Source organism: Corynebacterium sp. ACRQP, from assembly GCF_022345915.1.
Lineage (GTDB): Bacteria > Actinomycetota > Actinomycetes > Mycobacteriales > Mycobacteriaceae > Corynebacterium > Corynebacterium lehmanniae.
Window position 1 is genome coordinate 1 of the sequence record NZ_JAKRMZ010000005.1, and the last position, 18203, is coordinate 18203.

At 65.8% G+C, this 18203-nt stretch carries 16 protein-coding genes; all 16 read left to right on the forward strand.

Going from position 1 to position 18203, the window contains the following annotated elements; translation table 11 throughout:
- Positions 1-1194 (forward strand): Dyp-type peroxidase (locus MHY23_RS03065; protein ID WP_239306382.1); only part of this gene is annotated, 1194 nt, incomplete at its 5' end.
- Positions 1195-1303: 109 nt separating this feature from the next.
- On the forward strand, positions 1304-3358 hold the full coding sequence (gene thrS, locus MHY23_RS03070; RefSeq protein WP_239306383.1) for a threonine--tRNA ligase: 2055 nt from the start codon (positions 1304-1306) through the stop codon (positions 3356-3358).
- Positions 3342-3950: an HIT domain-containing protein gene (locus MHY23_RS03075; RefSeq protein ID WP_239306384.1), complete on the forward strand. Its 609-nt coding sequence runs from the start codon at positions 3342-3344 to the stop codon at positions 3948-3950. The genes thrS and MHY23_RS03075 overlap by 17 nt, the downstream gene beginning before the upstream one ends.
- Positions 3943-4578 (forward strand): phosphatidylinositol phosphate synthase, encoded by a 636-nt coding sequence (gene pgsA, locus MHY23_RS03080; protein ID WP_239306385.1) that lies wholly within the window; start codon positions 3943-3945, stop codon positions 4576-4578. The genes MHY23_RS03075 and pgsA overlap by 8 nt, the downstream gene beginning before the upstream one ends.
- Positions 4579-5523 carry a phosphatidylinositol mannoside acyltransferase gene (locus MHY23_RS03085; RefSeq protein WP_239306386.1) on the forward strand — a complete coding sequence of 315 codons (945 nt, stop codon included), beginning with the start codon at positions 4579-4581 and terminating at the stop codon, positions 5521-5523. It begins immediately after the preceding gene.
- 5 nt (positions 5524-5528) lie between these two features.
- Complete coding sequence (locus MHY23_RS03090; RefSeq protein WP_239306447.1) at positions 5529-6617, forward strand: glycosyltransferase family 4 protein; 1089 nt, start codon at positions 5529-5531, stop codon at positions 6615-6617.
- Positions 6614-7069 (forward strand): hypothetical protein, encoded by a 456-nt coding sequence (locus MHY23_RS03095; protein WP_239306387.1) that lies wholly within the window; start codon positions 6614-6616, stop codon positions 7067-7069. Before MHY23_RS03090 ends, MHY23_RS03095 begins: the two co-directional genes overlap by 4 nt.
- A gap of 66 nt (positions 7070-7135) precedes the next feature.
- Entirely contained in the window at positions 7136-7888 is a 753-nt protein-coding gene (locus MHY23_RS03100; RefSeq protein WP_181888537.1) for a YebC/PmpR family DNA-binding transcriptional regulator, read from the forward strand.
- Between the two features lie 101 nt (positions 7889-7989).
- On the forward strand, positions 7990-8523 hold the full coding sequence (gene ruvC / locus MHY23_RS03105; RefSeq protein WP_181888536.1) for a crossover junction endodeoxyribonuclease RuvC: 534 nt from the start codon (positions 7990-7992) through the stop codon (positions 8521-8523).
- Positions 8520-9134, forward strand: coding sequence for a Holliday junction branch migration protein RuvA (ruvA, locus tag MHY23_RS03110; RefSeq protein WP_239306388.1), 615 nt, complete (start codon positions 8520-8522; stop codon positions 9132-9134). Before ruvC ends, ruvA begins: the two co-directional genes overlap by 4 nt.
- A gap of 10 nt (positions 9135-9144) precedes the next feature.
- Positions 9145-10221: a Holliday junction branch migration DNA helicase RuvB gene (gene ruvB / locus MHY23_RS03115; protein WP_181888534.1), complete on the forward strand. Its 1077-nt coding sequence runs from the start codon at positions 9145-9147 to the stop codon at positions 10219-10221.
- A gap of 156 nt (positions 10222-10377) precedes the next feature.
- Positions 10378-12303 (forward strand): protein translocase subunit SecD, encoded by a 1926-nt coding sequence (gene secD / locus MHY23_RS03120; RefSeq protein WP_239306389.1) that lies wholly within the window; start codon positions 10378-10380, stop codon positions 12301-12303.
- Positions 12304-12305: 2 nt separating this feature from the next.
- A complete protein-coding gene (gene secF, locus MHY23_RS03125; RefSeq protein WP_239306390.1) occupies positions 12306-13496 on the forward strand; it encodes a protein translocase subunit SecF in 1191 nt (396 codons plus the stop codon).
- Positions 13497-13510: 14 nt separating this feature from the next.
- Positions 13511-15133: an ABC transporter substrate-binding protein gene (locus MHY23_RS03130; RefSeq protein ID WP_239306391.1), complete on the forward strand. Its 1623-nt coding sequence runs from the start codon at positions 13511-13513 to the stop codon at positions 15131-15133.
- 16 nt (positions 15134-15149) lie between these two features.
- The gene (locus MHY23_RS03135; RefSeq protein WP_239306392.1) at positions 15150-15725 is read left to right on the forward strand and encodes an adenine phosphoribosyltransferase; all 576 of its coding nucleotides are present in this window, start codon (positions 15150-15152) and stop codon (positions 15723-15725) included.
- A gap of 48 nt (positions 15726-15773) precedes the next feature.
- Positions 15774-18050, forward strand: coding sequence for a bifunctional (p)ppGpp synthetase/guanosine-3',5'-bis(diphosphate) 3'-pyrophosphohydrolase (locus MHY23_RS03140; RefSeq protein ID WP_239306393.1), 2277 nt, complete (start codon positions 15774-15776; stop codon positions 18048-18050).
- Positions 18051-18203 lie beyond the last annotated feature (153 nt).

Below are 18203 nucleotides of genomic sequence, written 5' to 3' on the forward strand. Positions count from 1 at the left end.
TTTCTGGCGGGTTCGGCGGGGGTGGCCGGGGTGGCGTCGACAGGCATGCTGCTTGCAGCTTGCGACGACGAGCCGAGCAACTCCGAGCCGAACACCGAACCGTTGACGGAGGCGTCCGTCGCCTTCGACGGTGCCCACCAGGCTGGCATCCAGACGCCGACGCAGGCGTCGCTCAACCTGGTCGGGTTCAACCTCAGGGATGGGGTGGACGCTGCGGGCGTCGTCAGGCTGATGCGCCTGTGGACGGAGGACGCCCGCGAGCTGACCGCCGGCCGCAACCCGCTGTCCAGCCTGGAGCCGGAGATGGTGCAGTGGCCCGCCAACCTCACCATCACCTGCGGGTTCGGCGAGCGCATTTTTGATCTTGCGGCGCCGGAAGCCAAGCCAAAGTGGCTGCACGACATCCCCGCGATGCCGCGCGAAGAGCTGCGGTCGGAATGGGGCCAGACCGATCTGGTGCTGCAGATCTGCTCCGACGACCCGGTGATGTGCGCCTGGGCGCTGCGCCACATGTCACGCGCCGGCATGGACTACGTGGAAACCGCCTGGCTGCAGCAGGGGTTCATGCACGCGTTCGGCTCCATCCCCAAAGGCCAGACGCCGCGCAACCTCTTCGGCCAGGTGGACGGCACGGTCAACCCGCGCTCGGACGAGGACTACGCCGAGCAGGTGTTCGCGGACGACGGCTCGTCGTCGCTCGTGGTGCGCCGCATCGCGATGGACCTCGACGACTGGGAGCGGCTGGACCGCACCTCCCGCGAGGTTGCCGTGGGGCGAAAGCTTTCCGACGGCGCTCCGCTGACCGGCGAGGACGAGTTCGATGCGCCGGACATGGACGCGTTGGACGAATACGGGCTGCCCGTCATCGACAAGAACTCCCACATGGCGCGCGCCATGCCGCCTGCGGACCACCCGGAGCAGAAGTTCTTGCGCAGGCCGTACAACTACTCGCTGCCGCCGGCGCCCGGCGAGCTGTCTGACGCAGGCCTGGTCTTCTTGGCCTACCAAAAGGACCCGGACGTGCAGTTCACCCCCGTGCTGCAACGGCTTTTGGAGGTGGACCGGCTCAACGAATGGACCACGCACATCGGATCCGCGGTGTACTGGATCCCGCCGGGCACACGGGAGCCCGGTGGTGAGGCAAGCGGCGACGCGTTCTGGGGCGAAACAGTGCTTTCCGGCGCCCGGGGGTAGAATCCCTGGCGTCCGGCGCGCCACCTGCGCCGTCGGGAGAGAACGTAGAAGATGGGCGGCGTCCAGGTATGACGCAGCCCAGTGACGCGCAAAGGAGCGCACGACAGATATGTCTACCGAAGCAGCAGTCGAGTTCGCACCGTTCGAGGTTCCCGCCGGCACCGCCGTCGGCGCCGCCATGCGGGAGCTGAACCTGCCGAACAAGGGGGAGGACGCCGTCGTGTGCGTCCAGGACGAAGCGGGCGAGCTGAAAGACCTCTCGCACGTCCCCGAGGCCACCGCGACGTTCACGCCGGTGCCGGCAAACACTGAGCTCGGCCGCTCCGTGATCCGCCACTCCTGCGCCCACGTGCTCGCCCAGGCCGTGCAGGCCGAGTTCCCCGGCACCAAGCTGGGCATCGGCCCGGCCATCAACGACGGCTTCTACTACGACTTCGATGTTGCGGAGCCGTTCACGCCCGAGGATCTGAAGACGCTGGAAAAGCGGATGAAGAAGATCATCAAGCAGGGCCAGAAGTTCGTCCGCGGCGTCTACGCCTCCGCGGAGGAGGCCGCGGAAGACCTCAAGGACGAGCCGTACAAGCTCGAGCTGATCAACGACAAGGGCAACGTCGACCCTGACTCCGACGAGGCCACCGAGGTCGGCGCCGGAGAGCTGACGCACTACGACAACGTCAACCCGCGTACGAACGAGGTGGAGTGGCACGACCTGTGCCGCGGCCCGCACGTGCCCACCACGAAGTACATCCCGGCGTTCGCGCTGACCCGCTCGTCCGCCGCCTATTGGCGCGGCGACCAGAACAACGCCGGCCTGCAGCGCGTCTACGGCACCGCTTGGGAGTCCAAGGAAAAGCTCGAAGAGTACATGACCATGCTCGAGGAGGCGGAAAAGCGCGACCACCGCCGCCTGGGCAACGAGCTGGACCTGTTCTCCTTCCCGGACGAGGTCGGTTCCGGCCTGCCGGTGTTCCACCCGGACGGCGGCATCGTGCGCATGACCATGGAGCAGCACTCGCGCGAGCGCCACGTCGCCGCCGGCTACTCCTTTGTCAACACCCCCCACGTGACCAAGGGCGACCTGTTTAAGAAGTCGGGCCACCTGGACTGGTACGCCGACGGCATGTTCCCGCCGATGAAGCTCGACGGAGAGGTCGACGAAGACGGCAACGTGACCAAGCAGCCGGTGGACTACTACACCAAGCCGATGAACTGCCCGATGCACAACCTCATCTTCGACTCGCGCGGGCGTTCTTACCGCGAGCTGCCGCTGCGCCTGTTCGAGTTCGGCACCGTCTACCGCTACGAGAAGTCCGGTGTGGTCCACGGCCTGACCCGCGCCCGCGGCTTCACGCAGGACGACGCCCACATTTACTGCACCGAGGAGCAGCTCGAAGAAGAGCTGACCAGCGTGCTGGAGTTCATCATCTCCCTGCTGCAGGACTACGGACTGGACGACTTCTACCTGGAGCTTTCCACCAAGGACCCGAACAAGTACATCGGCGACGACGAGATCTGGGAGCGCTCCACCAGCATCCTGGAATCCGTGGCGAAGAAGTCCGGCCTGGAGCTCGTTCCGGACCCGGCGGGCGCCGCGTTCTACGGCCCGAAGATTTCCGTGCAGGCGCGCGACGCCATCGGCCGCACCTGGCAGATGTCCACGGTGCAGCTGGACTTCAACCTGCCCGAGCGCTTCGACCTGACGTACACCGCCTCGGACGGCTCGAAGAAGCGCCCGGTGATGATCCACCGCGCACTCTTCGGCTCCATCGAGCGCTTCTTCGGCGTGTTGCTCGAGCACTACGCCGGCGCTTTCCCAGCATGGCTGGCCCCGCACCAGGTGGTGGGCATCCCGGTGGCTGACGCGTTTGCCGACCACCTCGACGGTGTCATCGGTGCTCTGCGCGAGCGCGGCATCCGCGCCGAGGTGGACCACTCGGACGACCGCATGCAGAAGAAGATCCGCACCCACACCACCTCCAAGGTGCCGTTCATGCTCCTCGCCGGCGAGCGCGACGTGGAGGCGAACGCGGTGAGCTTCCGCTTCCTCGACGGCAGCCAGATCAACGGCGTGCCGGTCGATCGCGCGGTCGAGCTGATCACGGACTGGATCACCGCCAAGCGCAACGACCAACCGAGCGAGGACACCGTTGCAGCCGGCAACTAACGGGGAGACCTACGTCGATACCGGCGTGGGCGACCCGGACCGTCTTGCCCGTCTGTGGGCGCCGTACCGCTCCAGCTACATCACCCAGATGCCGGCGGGGGAGGAGACGGGGGAGGCCGAAGGATCGTCGAGAAGCAAAGGCGATCCCTTCCTCGACATCCCGGAGATGAGCGACGAGGACGGCCTGATCGTCGCGCGCGGGGAGACGGTGTACGCGGTGTGCAACCTGTACCCGTACAACGCCGGGCACCTGATGGTGGTGCCGTACCGCAAGGTCGCCGAGCTTGAAGCGCTCACCGACGCGGAGACAGCCGAGCTGATGGCGTTTGCGAAGCACGCGGTGAAAACACTCAAGCGAGTGTCCAAGCCGGAGGCGATCAACGTCGGGCTCAACCTGGGCAAGGCCTCGGGCGGGTCGGTGGGCGACCACCTGCACCTGCACGTGGTGCCGCGCTGGGCGGGCGACGCGAACTTCATGACCGTCATCGGCGGCACCAAGGTGCTGCCGCAGCTGCTGCGGGAAACACGGGCGCTGCTTGCCGAAGGCTGGCGCGAAGTCCACGAGATGGAAGCAGGTGAACGCGATGCTTAGCGTGCATGGACGCAAACCCGCCGCTGTGGTGGTTGAGCCGGTGGCGAAGGGGCTGCTGAAGATCGGACTGACGCCGAACGCAACAACTGTTGCGGGCACCGTGCTGACCATGCTGACAGCGATGGTGCTCATCCCCACCGGCCACCTGGTGTGGGCGGCGGTGCTCAGCCTGCTCTTCGCCGCCTTCGACATGGTCGACGGCACGATGGCCAGACTGCGCGGCGGGGGCACCGCATTCGGTGCGACGCTAGACGCGAGCTGCGACAGGCTTACCGACGGCGCGCTGTTCGGCGCGATCGCGATGTGGCTGATCTACGTCGCGGACGCCGCGCCCGTCAATGTGGCGGTGTGCCTGGCGGTCATCGTGCTCTCGCAGACCATCAGTTACATCAAGGCGCGCGGCGAGGCAGGCGGGTTGAAGATCGTCGGAGGCCTGATCGAACGCCCTGAACGGTTGATCCTGGGCCTCGGCGGCATCGCGCTGGAAGGCTTCGGCGTGCCAAACGCCGTGGTGGTTTCGCTGTGGATCCTGCTGATCGGGTCCGTGATCACTGTGGTCCAGCGCCTGATGTTCGCCGGGCGCGACAGGGGAGCGGACGCGAAGATTGCGCCGCCGGCGGGAGCGTAAATGGCTTCCGTGCGGGAGCGAATTGTCGCCGCGGGCTACATCGCCGGCTGGATAATCGTCGGCGCGCTTCCGCAGCGACTGACCGCGCGGGCCGCGCAGTGGGCCGCTGACCGGGCCTCTGGCGACGGCGCGGGCATGGAGATGCTGCGGCGCAACCTCACCCGCGTGGTGGGGCCGGAAAACGTCACGCGGGAGTTGGTGCGCGACGCTACGCGCTCCTACGCGCGCTACTGGCTGGAGGCCTTCCGCCTGCCGCGAATGGTGGGCGACCCGGGGTTGAACGCTGCGCTTTCTGCCGGGGTGGTCGGCCGCGAACACCTCGACGCCGCCGTGGCGCGCGTCAAAGGCGTCGTGCTCACGCTGCCGCACACCGGCAACTGGGACATGGCGGGAACGTGGCTGGCTGAAAACTATGGAGGGTTCACCACCGTCGCCGAACGGCTCGAGCCCGAAGCGCTGTTTGACGCCTTCGTTAAGTTCCGGGAGTCGCTCGGCTTCGAGGTGGTGCCGCTGACAGGGGGCGAGCAGCCCCCGTTCGAGCGGCTGAAGGAAGTGCTGTTAGACGACGGGATCGTGTGCCTGCTGGGGGAGCGGGACTTCTCGCGCCACGGGGTGCCGGTGACGTTCTTCGGCGAGGAAACGACTTTTCCGGCGGGCCCGGCCAAGCTAGCGCGGGACACCGGCGCGACACTGCTTGTGGCCCACTCCTGGTTCACGGGCACGTGGCGCAATCCCGGCTGGGGCTTCAGTATCTCCGCCCCGGTGGAGGCGGCAACGCTCGAGGACACGGCGCAGCGGGTGGCCGACCAGTTTGCAGAAAACATCGCCGCCCATCCGACGGACTGGCATATGCTGCAGCCGTTATGGCCCTCAGACAGGCCGCAGCCGAGCCGTCGCAGGGAGCTGGAGCGGCGGTCGCGCGAGCATCCCAAACGGAGGAGGTAGCCGAGGTGCGGATTGGTCTGGTGTGCCCGTATTCCTTCAACGTGCCGGGCGGCGTTCAAGCCCACGTGCTTGACCTTGCCGCCCAGCTGCGCACAATGGGCCACCACACCGAGGTACTCGGACCGGCCTCCGACAGCGTCGACCTTCCGGAGTGGGTGACCCGCGGCGGTATCGCCGTGCCGGTGCGCTACAACGGCTCGGTCGCGCGGCTGTCCTTCGGCCCTCAGGTGCGCCGCACCACGCGCCAGTTCGTCGAGCGCGGAAACTTCGACATCCTGCACGTGCATGAGCCGAACTCGCCGAGCTACTCCATGGCCGCGCTGCGCATGGCCACCGGCCCGATCGTGGCCACGTACCACGCCTCGGCGGATTCCTCGTACGCACTCAAACTTGCGTTGCCCGCGCTGCGCGGCAGTCTGGAAAAGATCCGAGCCGGTATTGCGGTCAGCGAGGAGGCGTGGCGCTGGCAGTCGCAGCAGGTGGGCACCGACCCCGTGATCATCCCCAACGGCGTGGACACCGCCCGGTTTGCGGCGGCGCGGCGCGTTTCGGGAAACCAGGCAAGGCCAGAAGTGGTCTTCCTGGGGCGATTGGACGAGCCCCGCAAGGGCCTGGAGGTGTTTTTGCAGGCTGTGGACCAGCTTCCGCAAAAGCCCCGGGTCACGGTTATTGGAGCTGGCGCGCCCCGCGAGGTCGAGGGCGTCGAATTTACGGGCCTGGTCTCCGAGGCGGAGAAGGCGGAGATCCTCGGTCGCGCGGACATATTCGTCGCGCCGAACCTCGGCGGTGAATCCTTCGGGATCGTGCTCGTGGAGGCGATGGCCGCCGGCTGCGCCGTCGTGGCCAGCGACATTCCGGCGTTCGCCGCGGTCTGCGGCGAGGGTTCGGGGGTGTTGTTTCCTCCCGGCGATGCGTCGGCGCTCGCGCAGCAGTTGCAGTTGCTTATCGACGACGCCCCGCTCCGCGCCGACCTCGCCACCCGCGGCGTGAGGCGGGCCGAAGACTTCGACTGGTCCGTTGTGGCACGTCAGGTGCTGGCGGTGTACGAGGCTGTGTCGATCGGGGAGAAGGTCGGGGTGGAAGGATGGCTATGACTTTGGTGTGGATCGCCGTGGCGGTGGTGGTGACGCTGCTGGCTGCGTGGGCCTACAACACGGCGCAGCGGCTCAACCGGCTGCACATCCGGCTCGACCGTTCGCGCGACGCCTTGCAGGCGGCGCTGGACCGGCGCTGCGCTGTCATCGCTGCCATTTACCCCGAGCTTCGTTCCGCCGTGGAAGATGCGGAGCACGTCAGGATGACACCGCAGGACATACACACACGTCTTACGCAGGAGGAGCAACTCTCGGCCCAGGTGGCCGAGCGGATCGCAGGCAAGGAGGCGCCGGGCGCGCTCAGTGACGCGGACATCCGGGTTGAGCTGGCGACGCGGTTCTACGACGACGCTGTGGCGGATACGCGTGCGCTGCGCCTTCGGCCGTCGGTAAGCATCTTGCGTCTCGGAGGCACGGCGGCATTGCCACAGTTTGCGCGAGGTGACCGGTAAGAGCTTGATTGAGGCGGTGCGTATAATGCCGTCTGTTACACGTCAACCGAGGAAAAGGGGTGCGTTATGTCGGGCCACTCAAAGTGGGCAACCACGAAGCACAAGAAGGCCGCAAACGACGCGAAGCGGTCGAAGTTGTGGGCGAAGATGATTAAGGACATCGAGGTCGCAGCACGAACCGGCGGCGGCGACCCGGCTGCGAACCCCACCTTGGACGACATGATCCGCAAGGCCAAGAAGGCCTCGGTGCCGGGCGACAACATCGAGCGCGCCCGCAAGCGCGGCTCCGGTGAGGAAGCCGGCGGCGCGAACTGGGAGACCGTGATGTACGAGGGGTACGGCGTCAACGGCGTCGCCGTGCTCATCGAGTGCCTAACGGACAACCGCAACCGAGCGGCCACCGAGGTGCGCACCGCTATGACCAAGAACGGCGGCAACCTGGGCGAGTCCGGTTCTGTCGGCTACATGTTCGAGCGCACTGGTGTGGTGACCATCCAGAAGGGTGAGCTCAGCGAGGACGACGTGCTCATGGCGGTGCTCGACGCCGGAGCTGAGGAAGTCAACGACCTCGGCGATGAATTCGAGATCACCTGCAAGCCGACCGACCTGCCGGCGGTGCGCGAGGCGCTCGGCGGCGAGGGCATTGAGATCGAAGACGCCGGGCAGGAGTTCCGTGCCGACGTTGAGGTCGAGGTTGACGCTGAGAGCGCGAAGAAGATGATGCGCATCATCGACGCCCTCGAAGACTCCGACGATGTGCAAAATGTCTACACCAACATGAGCATCTCCGACGAAGTGGCCGCGCAGCTCGAGGACTAGATCCGATTCGCGTAAACGCCCGTGCCGCTGACTGTGGCGCGGGCGTTTGCTGTGTCTACTGTGGTAGAACATATGTGTCACATGTGCGGAAAGGAGAGGCAATGTCGCTGGAGGGTCTGCGGGTCATGGGCATCGACCCTGGCTTGACGCGGTGCGGTCTTTCCGTGGTGCAGGCGGGACGTGGCCGCCAAATCATCCCCGTCGCCGTCGGCGTCGTGCGCACCCCGTCTACCGCGGAACTCGCGGAGCGTCTTTTGCGCCTCTCCCGCGCCGTAGGCGAATGGATCGACGACTACCAGCCAGACGTCATCGCCATGGAGCGCATTTTCGAGCGGGGGAACGTCTCCACGGTCATGCACACCGCCCACGCTGTGGGCGTGATGGTGCTCGCCGCCGCGGAGCGCGGGATCCCGGTGCACATGTACACCCCGTCCGAGGTAAAGAAAGCCATCTCCGGCAACGGCAGGGCGGACAAGAAGCAGATGACTGCGATGATCACCCGCATTCTCGGACTGTCCGAGGCACCGAAACCCGCGGATGCGGCAGACGCACTGGCCATCGCGGTGTGTCATTGCTGGCGCGCCCCCTTGATCGCACGAACCAACCAGTTGACCATGAAAGCGGCGAACCAATGATTGATTCTCTCAACGGCGAAGTGCTCACCATCGGGCTCGACCACGCAGTGATCGAGTGCTCCGGCGTGGGCTACCGCTTCTTGGCCGCACCCCAGACGCTGGGCCGTCTCACCCGGGGCGAGACATGCCGGGTGATGACGTCCATGGTGGTCAAGGACGACGGTGTGACCCTCTACGGCTTCGGCGACACGGACACCCGCGAGATGTTCCACAAGCTGCAGACCGTCTCCGGGCTGGGCCCGAAGCTTGCACTTGCCACCCTTTCTGTCTTCGAACCGGGGGAGTTGTCCTCCCATATCGCGTCCGGGGACGTGAAGGCGATTCAATCCATCCCCGGTGTGGGCAAGAAGATGGCGGAGCGCATTGCCCTAGAGCTCAAGGACAAGGTGGAGGCTTTCGTGCCGGTGGGCGACGCTGCAGCTGCCGGCGGACCCGCCACTGCCGCAAAGGGCACTTCGCTGGTCTCCGAGCAGGTGGTCGAGGCTCTCGTCGGGCTGGGCTTCCAGGAGCGATCGGCAAGGCCGGTGGTGGATGCGCTGGTGCAGGAGAACCCGGACGAAGACGCGTCCGCGTTGCTGCGCCAGGCGCTGAGCCAGCTGGGCAAGAAGTAGGGAGGCAGCCGTGTCCGACGTGGAAAAGACAGAGTTTGAACTGCCGGACGGGTTCGCGGCGAAGCCGCCGTCGCCAGTAGACGCGCATGCGCAAGCAGACGAGCACGACATTGAGCGTTCGCTGCGCCCAAAGTCGATCAACGAATTTATCGGCCAGCCAAAGGTGCGCGAGCAGCTCAACCTCGTGCTCGCGGGCGCGCGAAGCCGCGGTGTGACCCCGGACCACATCCTGCTGTCCGGCCCGCCCGGGCTGGGCAAGACCACCATGGCCATGATCGTCGCGCAAGAGCTGGGCACCTCCCTGCGGATGACATCTGGCCCGGCCCTCGAGCGGGCGGGTGACCTCGCGGCGATGCTGTCCAATCTGATGGAAGGCGACGTGCTTTTCATCGATGAAATCCACCGCATCGCCCGCCCGGCTGAGGAAATGCTCTACATGGCGATGGAGGATTTCCGCATCGACGTCATCGTGGGCAAAGGCCCCGGTGCGACGTCGATCCCGCTGGAGATCCCGCCGTTTACCCTCGTCGGCGCCACCACCCGCGCCGGCATGCTCACCGGTCCTTTGCGTGACCGCTTCGGCTTTACCGCGCAAATGGAGTTCTACGACGTGGAGGACCTGACCAAGGTGGTCAGCCGCGCCGCGCAAATCTTGGGGGTCGGCATAGACACCGATGCCGCGGTGGAGATTGCCTCGCGCTCCCGCGGCACCCCGCGCATCGCTAACCGTCTGCTGCGGCGCGTGCGCGATTTCGCGGATGTGCACGGCGACGGCCATGTCGACCTTGGTGCCGCGCGCTCGGCGCTGAGCGTGTTCGACGTGGACGAGCTCGGCCTTGACCGGCTGGATAGGGCGGTGCTGGACGCGCTGATCCGCGGTCACGGCGGGGGACCGGTGGGAGTGGGCACGCTCGCCATCGCGGTCGGTGAGGAGCCGGGCACTATTGAAGAGGTGTGCGAGCCCTACCTCGTGCGCGCCGGCCTGATGTCGCGCACCGGGCGTGGGCGGGTGGCCACGGCGGCGGCGTGGGAGCACCTGGGGCTGCAGGCGCCGCCGGACGCACCGGGCCAAATGTCGCTCTATTAAGGCTGACACGGACCGGACTGCTGGTTTTGCGGGGCTATGCCGTAGCATGTTCCGTTGTGTCTTCACCGGCACGCTGTTCACTCATACCGCTTCATGGGTGTTTTGGGGCAGGTGGAGGAGAAAAATTGGAGCTCGGAAAGCAGAGGAGTCAGCTCAGTGTCCAACAGCACTCGGCGGTCCCGCGAAGTGAAGGGGAAGAAGCGCTGGCCTGCCCGGCTACTCGCGCTTTTCGCCCTCATTGTCATCGGCGTCTACGCCCTAGTCTTTTTCACCGGAAGCAAATCCGCTGAGCCGAAGCTCGGCATCGACCTGCAGGGCGGCACGCGCGTGACCCTTGTCCCGCAGGGCGAGGAACCGACCAACGAGCAGTTGCAGGACGCCCGCAAGATCCTTGAAAACCGTGTCAACGGCATGGGTGTCTCCGGCGCGTCCGTGGTCGTGGACGGCAACACGATTGTCATCGAGGCAGCCGGCGACGACACCGCTGAGATCCGCAACATCGGCCAGACTTCCCAGCTGTTCTTCCGTCCGGTGCTCGACCCGCCGGCGGCGGACAGCACAAAGGTCGACGATGTCATCCTGGACATGACCAACGAGTGGGTCGAGTACGGCATTTTCACCCCGCAAGAGGGCCAGGCAGTGCTCACCCAGATCGCGGCCCGCAAGGAGGCGGCGGAGAAGGAGAACGAAAAGGCTGCCGAGAATCCGCAGGATCCAAACGGTGAGGGCAAGGACGCCGCGCCGAAGGAAGAGGAAGAGCCTGCCGCGCCGAAGGATGTCCCGCAGCTGAGCGCCGAGCCGCTGCCGGAGCCGGACGGCCCGGTGGAGGCGGCGGAGCGCCGCCAGGAAACGACGGACATGCTGCGCCGCACCCGCCAGTCCACTGATCCGACGGAGCAGTTCGCGGCCCTGACACTCATGTCCGCGCGCTGCATGGGCCAGATCACCGACCCGCTCGCCGGTTCCGACAAGGCGGACCTTCCGCTCGTTTCCTGTGACCCGACTTCGGGCCAGGCGCTGCTTCTCGACGAGGTTCCCTTGCTCGACGGTGTCACCGATCCGGACGGACCTCGCCTGACCGGCGAGCAGATCGACACCAACCGCGCGATCACCGGCGGCTTCAACCCGCAGTCCAGCCAAATGGAAATCAGCTTCGCCTTCAGCCAGGCGGGCGAGCCCAACGGCTCCGAGACGTGGGCGCACCTGACCAGCGAGATGCTGCAGAAGCAGATCGCCATCACCTTGGACTCCCAGGTGATCTCCGCTCCGGTGATCCAGGGCCCCACCCCGGTGGGCTCCGCTACCTCTATCACGGGCAACTTTACTCAGGAGGAAGCTGAGGGCTTGGCAAACAACCTGCGCTACGGTGCACTGCCGCTGTCCTTTGCCGGCGAGAACGGAGAGCCCGGCGGCACCGCGCTTTCCGTGCCGCCGTCACTGGGCCAGGCGTCCCTGAAGGCCGGCCTCTACGCCGGCCTGGTGGGCCTGATCCTGGTCGCACTGTTTGTCTTCGCCTACTACCGCCTCTACGGCCTGATTTCGCTGGCCTCGCTGGTTGCCTCAGGCGCGCTCGTCTACGGCACGCTGGTGCTGCTGGGCCGCTGGATCGGCTACTCGCTGGACCTGTCCGGCATCGCCGGCCTTGTCATCGGCATCGGCGCAACCGCCGACTCGTTCATCGTCATCTACGAGCGCATTAAGGATGAGGTGCGCAAGGGCAAGACGTTCCGCTCCGCCTCCGCATCCGGTTGGCAGCGCGCGAAGGACACGGTCGTCACCGGCAACATGGTCACATTGATCGCCGCGGTCATCATCTACTTCCTGGCTGTCGGCGACGTGAAGGGCTTCGCCTTCACCATGGGTCTGACCACCGTCTTCGACCTGGTCGTGACCTTCCTTGTCACCGCGCCGCTGCTGATCATCGCGTCGCGCAGCAAGTTCTGGTCCAAGCCGTCCGTCAACGGCATGGGCAAGGCGTTCAAGACTGCAGAAGCACGGCGTGCGGAAACCCGTGGCGTCGGGGAGCAGGATGGCGTCGAAAAGCATGAGCTCGAACCGGCCGCAACGAATGAGGAGATCTAGACATGTCGAGCACCAAGGCAACATCGACACACACCTCCACTGACGCGGCGGGCACCGCCGCCCCAGTGAAGGCGAAGCGCTCCGCGGAGACGCTCTACGACGGCTCCGGCGCCATCGACTTCGTGGGACGCCGCAAGCTCTGGTACGGCATCACGTTCGTGCTTTTGGTGATTTCGCTGCTGGCAATGCTGCTGCGCGGATTCAACATGGGCATCGACTTCGAAGGCGGCACCAAGATGACCATGCCGGCCGGCGACCTCGTCGCTGAGCAAGTGGAGGAGACCTTCGTCGACGCCACTGGCGTAACTCCGGAACTGACCCAGATCGTGGGCGCCGGCGACACACGCACCCTGGAGATCAACTCCGAGCACCTCAGCCAGGAACAGATCGACGCCGCACGCCAGGCAATCTTCGACGAGTACCAGGTTGAAGACCACACCGGCGAGCCCAGCGCCGACGCCATCGGCGACTCCACGGTGTCGGAGTCTTGGGGTTCAACCATTACGAACCGCATGCTGCTGGCGATGGCGGTGTTCATGGTCGCCGCTGCCGTGTACGTGGCTGTCCGCCTGCAGCGTGAAATGGCGGCCGCCGCCATGGCCGCGCTCGTCGTGGACGGTGTCCTGATCGCCGGCTTCTACGCCCTGTTCGGCCTAGAAGTCACGCCGGCGATGATCATCGGCCTGCTCACGGTGCTGACCTTCTCCCTGTACGACACCGTCATCGTGTTTGACAAGGTGCGCGAGAACACCTCGGGCGTGCTAGATTCGCGGCGCTCCACCTACGCCGAAGAGGCAAACCTGGCCGTGAACCAGACGGTGATGCGTTCCATCTCCACCTCCGTGATCTCGGCGCTGCCGATCGTGGCGCTGATGGTCGTGGCGGTGTGGATGCTTGGCGTGGGCACGCTGAAGGACCTGGCGCTGATCCAGCTCATCGGCGTGATCGAGGGCATCTTCTCCTCGCTGTTCCTGGCTACGCCGCTGCTGGTGAGCCTGGTGAACCGGAAGAAGAAGTACAAGGAGCACAACGCCGCAGTGGAGCGCTACCGCGCCCGCGGAACCAGCGAGCTGGAGGAGGAGACGACCGAGGAGGTCGCCCACGAGAAGCGCCAGGTGGCCACGCCAGTGCGGCGCACCGACGCCGCAACTGACGGTACCGCCGGATCCGCAACCTGGCGTCCCGGGCGGTAGACGGCGGCACGCACATGGCAGGACGTTTCATACGGGGACTAGCCGCGGTTGCCGCCGCGGCGATCGGTTATGCCTCGCTCGCAGGGTGCGGCACGGCAGACAACGACGACAACCAGTCGAAGAAGCTGTTCGGCTACCAGGTGCTCGGTGAACTGCGCACCACAAATGCCGGCACGCTCGAGGGCGCCACCGACATGGCTGAGGTGCTATCTGGTCGTTTGTACCCGGGTGTGTACGTGCCGGGCCCGAGCGGGCAGATGATCCCGAACACGGATTTGGTCACCACCCAGGTGCTGCCGAGCGATCAGCGCAAGGTGATCTACACCTTGTCCGACGCCGCGGTCTTTTCCGACGGCACGCCGGTGACTTGTTCCGACTACTTGCTCACGTTCACAGCCGGGCATTATCCGGGCATGTTCGGATCGCACATGCCGCTTTTCGACGACACGGAAGCGCTGTCGTGCACCCCAGGCGCCAAAGAATTCACTTTGACGTTCAAAGAGAAGCGGGGCGCACGCTGGCGCGGATTGTTCGACGCCGGCACGGTGCTGCCAGCCCACGCCGTGGCCGCGAAGCTGGACAAGAGCGTTGAGGAGCTGGACCACGACTTGCAGTCTGGCGATTTCTCCCTGCTCAAACCAATTGCCAATGTGTGGCGCCACGGCTTCAGCCTCTCCGAGTTCGACCCCGATCTGCAGGTGTCCTTCGGCCCCTTCAAGATCGCTGAGGTAGGAGAGCGCGGTGAGGTAACGCTAGTCGCCAACGAGCACTACTACGGCGACGCGCCGCAGACTTCAGAAATGGTTGTCTGGCCCGGGTCCGCAGACTCCGGAGAGCTGGCGGCGGACGAGGCGCTGCGCATCGGCGATCTGCGCGAGACCTCCCCGGCATGGCACAACGTCAACGCCGAAGGCAACCGGCTCAGCGTTGACACCCAGATCGGCGAGCTGACTGAGGCGTTGACGTTCCCGGAGATCGGCATGTGGGCGATCCCCGAGAACCGCCAGGCGTTTGCCAAGTGCGTGGACCCGCGTGCCGTCGCTAAGGCATCCAGCGGTGTCGCCGGCCTCGACGTGCCCGTCGCACCGCTGCACGTGCTGCAGCACGCTGACCCACTGGCGGCGCGCCTCAACGACGTCGCAGCCCCCAATCTCGACGTGGACATCGAAGCCGCGTCTGCGCTTTCGGGCACAGAGATTCGCATCGGCTACCCCTACCCGGATAAGCGGTTTGCCGCGATGGTGGAATCCATCCGCCGCACGTGCGAGCCCGCCGGCATCACTGTCACGGACGTGACAGAGGGCGGAAAAACGCTCGCGGACCTGCCGCGGGCGGAGTACGACGAATGGGGCAACGAGACCTGGACCGAAGGCGCGGCCGACGTGATCTTGCATGCCACCGACCCCATGCGGGAGTTCCCGTCCGCCAACAACCGCGCCCAGGAACTCGGCGCCCTGCGCGCACAGGAAGGTCACCTGTGGAAGCAGCTGCCGTCCATTCCGTTGGCCGCACAGCCCCGCACCTTCGCGGTGGACGGCGCAGTGCGTAACGTGGTGCCGTACACGGGTCTTGCCGGCATCGGCTGGAACATGGACCGGTGGCAGCTGAATTCAGAGACAACCCCGGCCGAAAAATAACAGGAGAATTCAACCAATGGCCCCCACACCTATCGACGGCAACCGCTACGCCACCGCCCGAGACGCGCTGAAGGACAAGATCCGCCAAGTGCAGGACTTCCCGGAGAAGGGCGTACTGTTTGAGGATCTCACCCCGGTGCTCGCGGACCCGGCGGCGCTCAACATCGTCATCGCGGAAATGGCCACCGCCAGCCGCAAGCTCGGCGCAGACCTCGTCGGCGGCTTAGACGCCCGCGGTTTCCTGCTCGGCTCTGCTGTGGCGTACGAGCTCGGTACCGGCATTCTGGCGATCCGCAAGAAGGGTAAGCTCCCGCCGCCGGTGATCACGCAGGAGTACACCACCGAGTACAGCTCGGCCGCACTGGAGATTCCGGCGGACGGCATGGACATCACCGGCAAACGCATCGTGCTTGTGGACGACGTGCTCGCCACCGGCGGCACCCTCGTCGCTGCCCGCGACCTAATTGAGCGGGCCGGCGGTTCTGTCGCCGGTTACGTGGTCGTGCTCGAGGTCCCGGGGCTTGGAGGGCGAGCCAAGCTTGGCGACGCTCCGCTGGTGGTCCTCGGCGAAGAGCACCCCGAGGAAGCGTAGTATTACGGCTTTAGTCGCTGGAGTAGTTCCTGGGATCGGAGGCTGGAGATGACCGACAAGCCGGTGAAGAGGACAGGCCCCTCCGTGCGCAGCATGTCCGCCCGCCTGGCACGGTCGCTGACCGGCAACAGCCGCTCCAAAACCAACCCTGTGCTCGATCCGCTGCTGTCGTTGCACCGCAAGTTCCACCCCAAGGCCGACGCGGAACTGCTCGACCGCGCCTACTCCACTGCGGAGCGTCTGCATGAAGGCGTCTTCCGCAAATCCGGCGATCCATACATCACCCACCCGTTGGCGGTGGCGACCATCTGCGCCGAGATCGGCATGGACACCACCACGCTCGTGGCGGCGCTGCTGCACGACACCGTGGAGGACACCGACTATTCGCTCGACGACCTCACCCGCGACTTCGGGCCCGAGGTAGCCAAGCTGGTCAACGGCGTAACCAAGCTGGACAAGGTCGCCCTCGGCGCGGCGGCCGAGGCGGAGACGATCCGCAAAATGATCGTCGCTATGGCGGAAGATCCGCGCGTGCTGGTGATCAAGGTGGCGGACCGCCTGCACAACATGCGCACGATGCGCTTTTTGCCTCCGGAGAAGCAGGCGAAGAAGGCGCAGGAAACACTTGACGTCATCGCCCCGCTGGCACACCGCTTGGGCATGGCCAGCGTGAAATGGGAACTGGAAGACCTCGCCTTCGCCATCCTGCAGCCGAAGAAGTACGAGGAGATCGTGCGCATGGTCGCCGACCACGCGCCGTCCCGCGACAGGGCGCTGCGGGAGATCACCGAGGTGCTGCAGCGCGAGCTCGCATCCAACGGCATCACAGCCGAGGTGATGGGCCGCCCGAAGCACTACTGGTCCATCTACCAGAAGATGTCCGTGCGGGGCCACGACTTCAACGAGATCTTTGACCTCGTGGGCATGCGCGTGCTGGTGGACACCGTCAACGACTGCTACGCGGCAATCGGCGTGGTCCACTCCCTGTACTCCGTGATGCCGGGCCGGTTCAAGGACTACATCTCCAACCCGCGCTTCGGTGTGTACCAGTCGCTGCACACGACCGTGATGACGCAGACGGGCCGCCCGCTCGAGGTGCAGGTGCGCACCCACGAGATGCACTACAACGCTGAATTCGGCGTAGCCGCGCACTGGCGCTACAAGGAGACGAAGGGCTCGCACAAGGGCGACCAGTCCGAGGTGGACCAGATGGCGTGGATGCGCCAGCTGCTTGACTGGCAGAAGGAAGCCGCGGACCCGAACGAGTTTCTGGATTCTCTGCGCTACGACCTGACCAGCCAGCAGATCTTCGCCTTCACCCCGAAGGGCGACGTGGTGGACCTGCCTGCGGGGTCCACGCCGGTGGACTTCGCGTACGCGGTGCACACCGAGGTCGGCCACCGCTGCATCGGCGCCAAAGTCAACGGCAAGCTGGTCACGCTGGAAACCGAGCTCAAGTCCGGCGACCGGGTGGAGATTTTCACCTCCAAGGACCAGAGCGCGGGGCCGTCGAGGGACTGGCAGGACTTCGTCGTGTCCCCGCGGGCGAAAGCGAAGATCCGCCAGTGGTTTGCCAAGGAGCGGCGCGAAGAACAGCTCGAGGCCGGGCGCGACGCGCTCGCGGCGGAAGTGCAGCGTGGCGGGTTGCCCATGCACCGCCTGTTCACCAATGAGTCCATGCGGCAGGTGGCGACGCGTCTGCACTACCAGGACGTGGACGCGCTGTACACCGCTATCGGTGCCGGCAACGTCTCTTCCCAGCACGTCGCGCACTTGCTCATGGACATGTTCGGCGGCGACGACGACGCCGTCGATGCGCTTACCGCGCGCACGCCGATGTCGGCTTTGGTGCGCCCGCAGACCAGCGGCGACGGCCCCGCGATTCTGGTAGAGGGCAGCCCGGATGTGATGGCGAAGCTGGCCAAGTGCTGCCAGCCGGTGCCCGGCGACGCCATCTTCGGTTTTGTCACCCGCGGCGGGGGAGTGTCGGTGCACCGCACGGATTGCACGAACGCCAACAAGCTCAAGGACGAGCCGGAGCGCCTGGTGGACGTCGAGTGGGCGAACCAACGCTCGCACAAGAGCGCGTCGCGAGCCACCATCCAGCTGGAGGCGCTGGACCGCAACGGCCTGCTCACGGAGACCACCGGGGTGCTCTCGGAGGCGAAACTGCCAATTTTGGCAATGTCGTCCCAGGCGGGCGACGACCGCATCGCCACGATCCGTTTGACCATCGAGGTCTCCGACATCAAGCAGCTCGGTTCCATCATGAACCAGATCCGCAACATCGAGGGAGTCTTCGACGTCTATCGCGTGACTGCCTAACGACGGCCAAAGGTTGCCCTCACCCTCCTCTGAGCCGACCTTAAGGTGTCCAATAGATGAAATGTTGGTGGACGCGAGGTTATTTTCCCAGCGCAGACCGGCGAGTGGCGGGAAGTTGCGCTGCGGAGTGGAGGAATCAGGGATAAAAGGGAA

What these genes read in the sequence shown, in the direction of transcription:
- thrS (WP_239306383.1), top strand. Translation starts at nt 1,304, where the DNA reads ATGTCTACCGAAGCAGCAGTCGAGTTCGCACCGTTCGAGGTTCCCGCC.
- pgsA (WP_239306385.1), top strand. Translation starts at nt 3,943, where the DNA reads ATGCTTAGCGTGCATGGACGCAAACCCGCCGCTGTGGTGGTTGAGCCG.
- MHY23_RS03085 (WP_239306386.1), top strand. Translation starts at nt 4,579, where the DNA reads ATGGCTTCCGTGCGGGAGCGAATTGTCGCCGCGGGCTACATCGCCGGC.
- MHY23_RS03095 (WP_239306387.1), top strand. Translation starts at nt 6,614, where the DNA reads ATGACTTTGGTGTGGATCGCCGTGGCGGTGGTGGTGACGCTGCTGGCT.
- MHY23_RS03100 (WP_181888537.1), top strand. Translation starts at nt 7,136, where the DNA reads ATGTCGGGCCACTCAAAGTGGGCAACCACGAAGCACAAGAAGGCCGCA.
- ruvC (WP_181888536.1), top strand. Translation starts at nt 7,990, where the DNA reads ATGTCGCTGGAGGGTCTGCGGGTCATGGGCATCGACCCTGGCTTGACG.
- ruvA (WP_239306388.1), top strand. Translation starts at nt 8,520, where the DNA reads ATGATTGATTCTCTCAACGGCGAAGTGCTCACCATCGGGCTCGACCAC.
- secF (WP_239306390.1), top strand. Translation starts at nt 12,306, where the DNA reads ATGTCGAGCACCAAGGCAACATCGACACACACCTCCACTGACGCGGCG.
- MHY23_RS03130 (WP_239306391.1), top strand. Translation starts at nt 13,511, where the DNA reads ATGGCAGGACGTTTCATACGGGGACTAGCCGCGGTTGCCGCCGCGGCG.
- MHY23_RS03135 (WP_239306392.1), top strand. Translation starts at nt 15,150, where the DNA reads ATGGCCCCCACACCTATCGACGGCAACCGCTACGCCACCGCCCGAGAC.
- MHY23_RS03140 (WP_239306393.1), top strand. Translation starts at nt 15,774, where the DNA reads ATGACCGACAAGCCGGTGAAGAGGACAGGCCCCTCCGTGCGCAGCATG.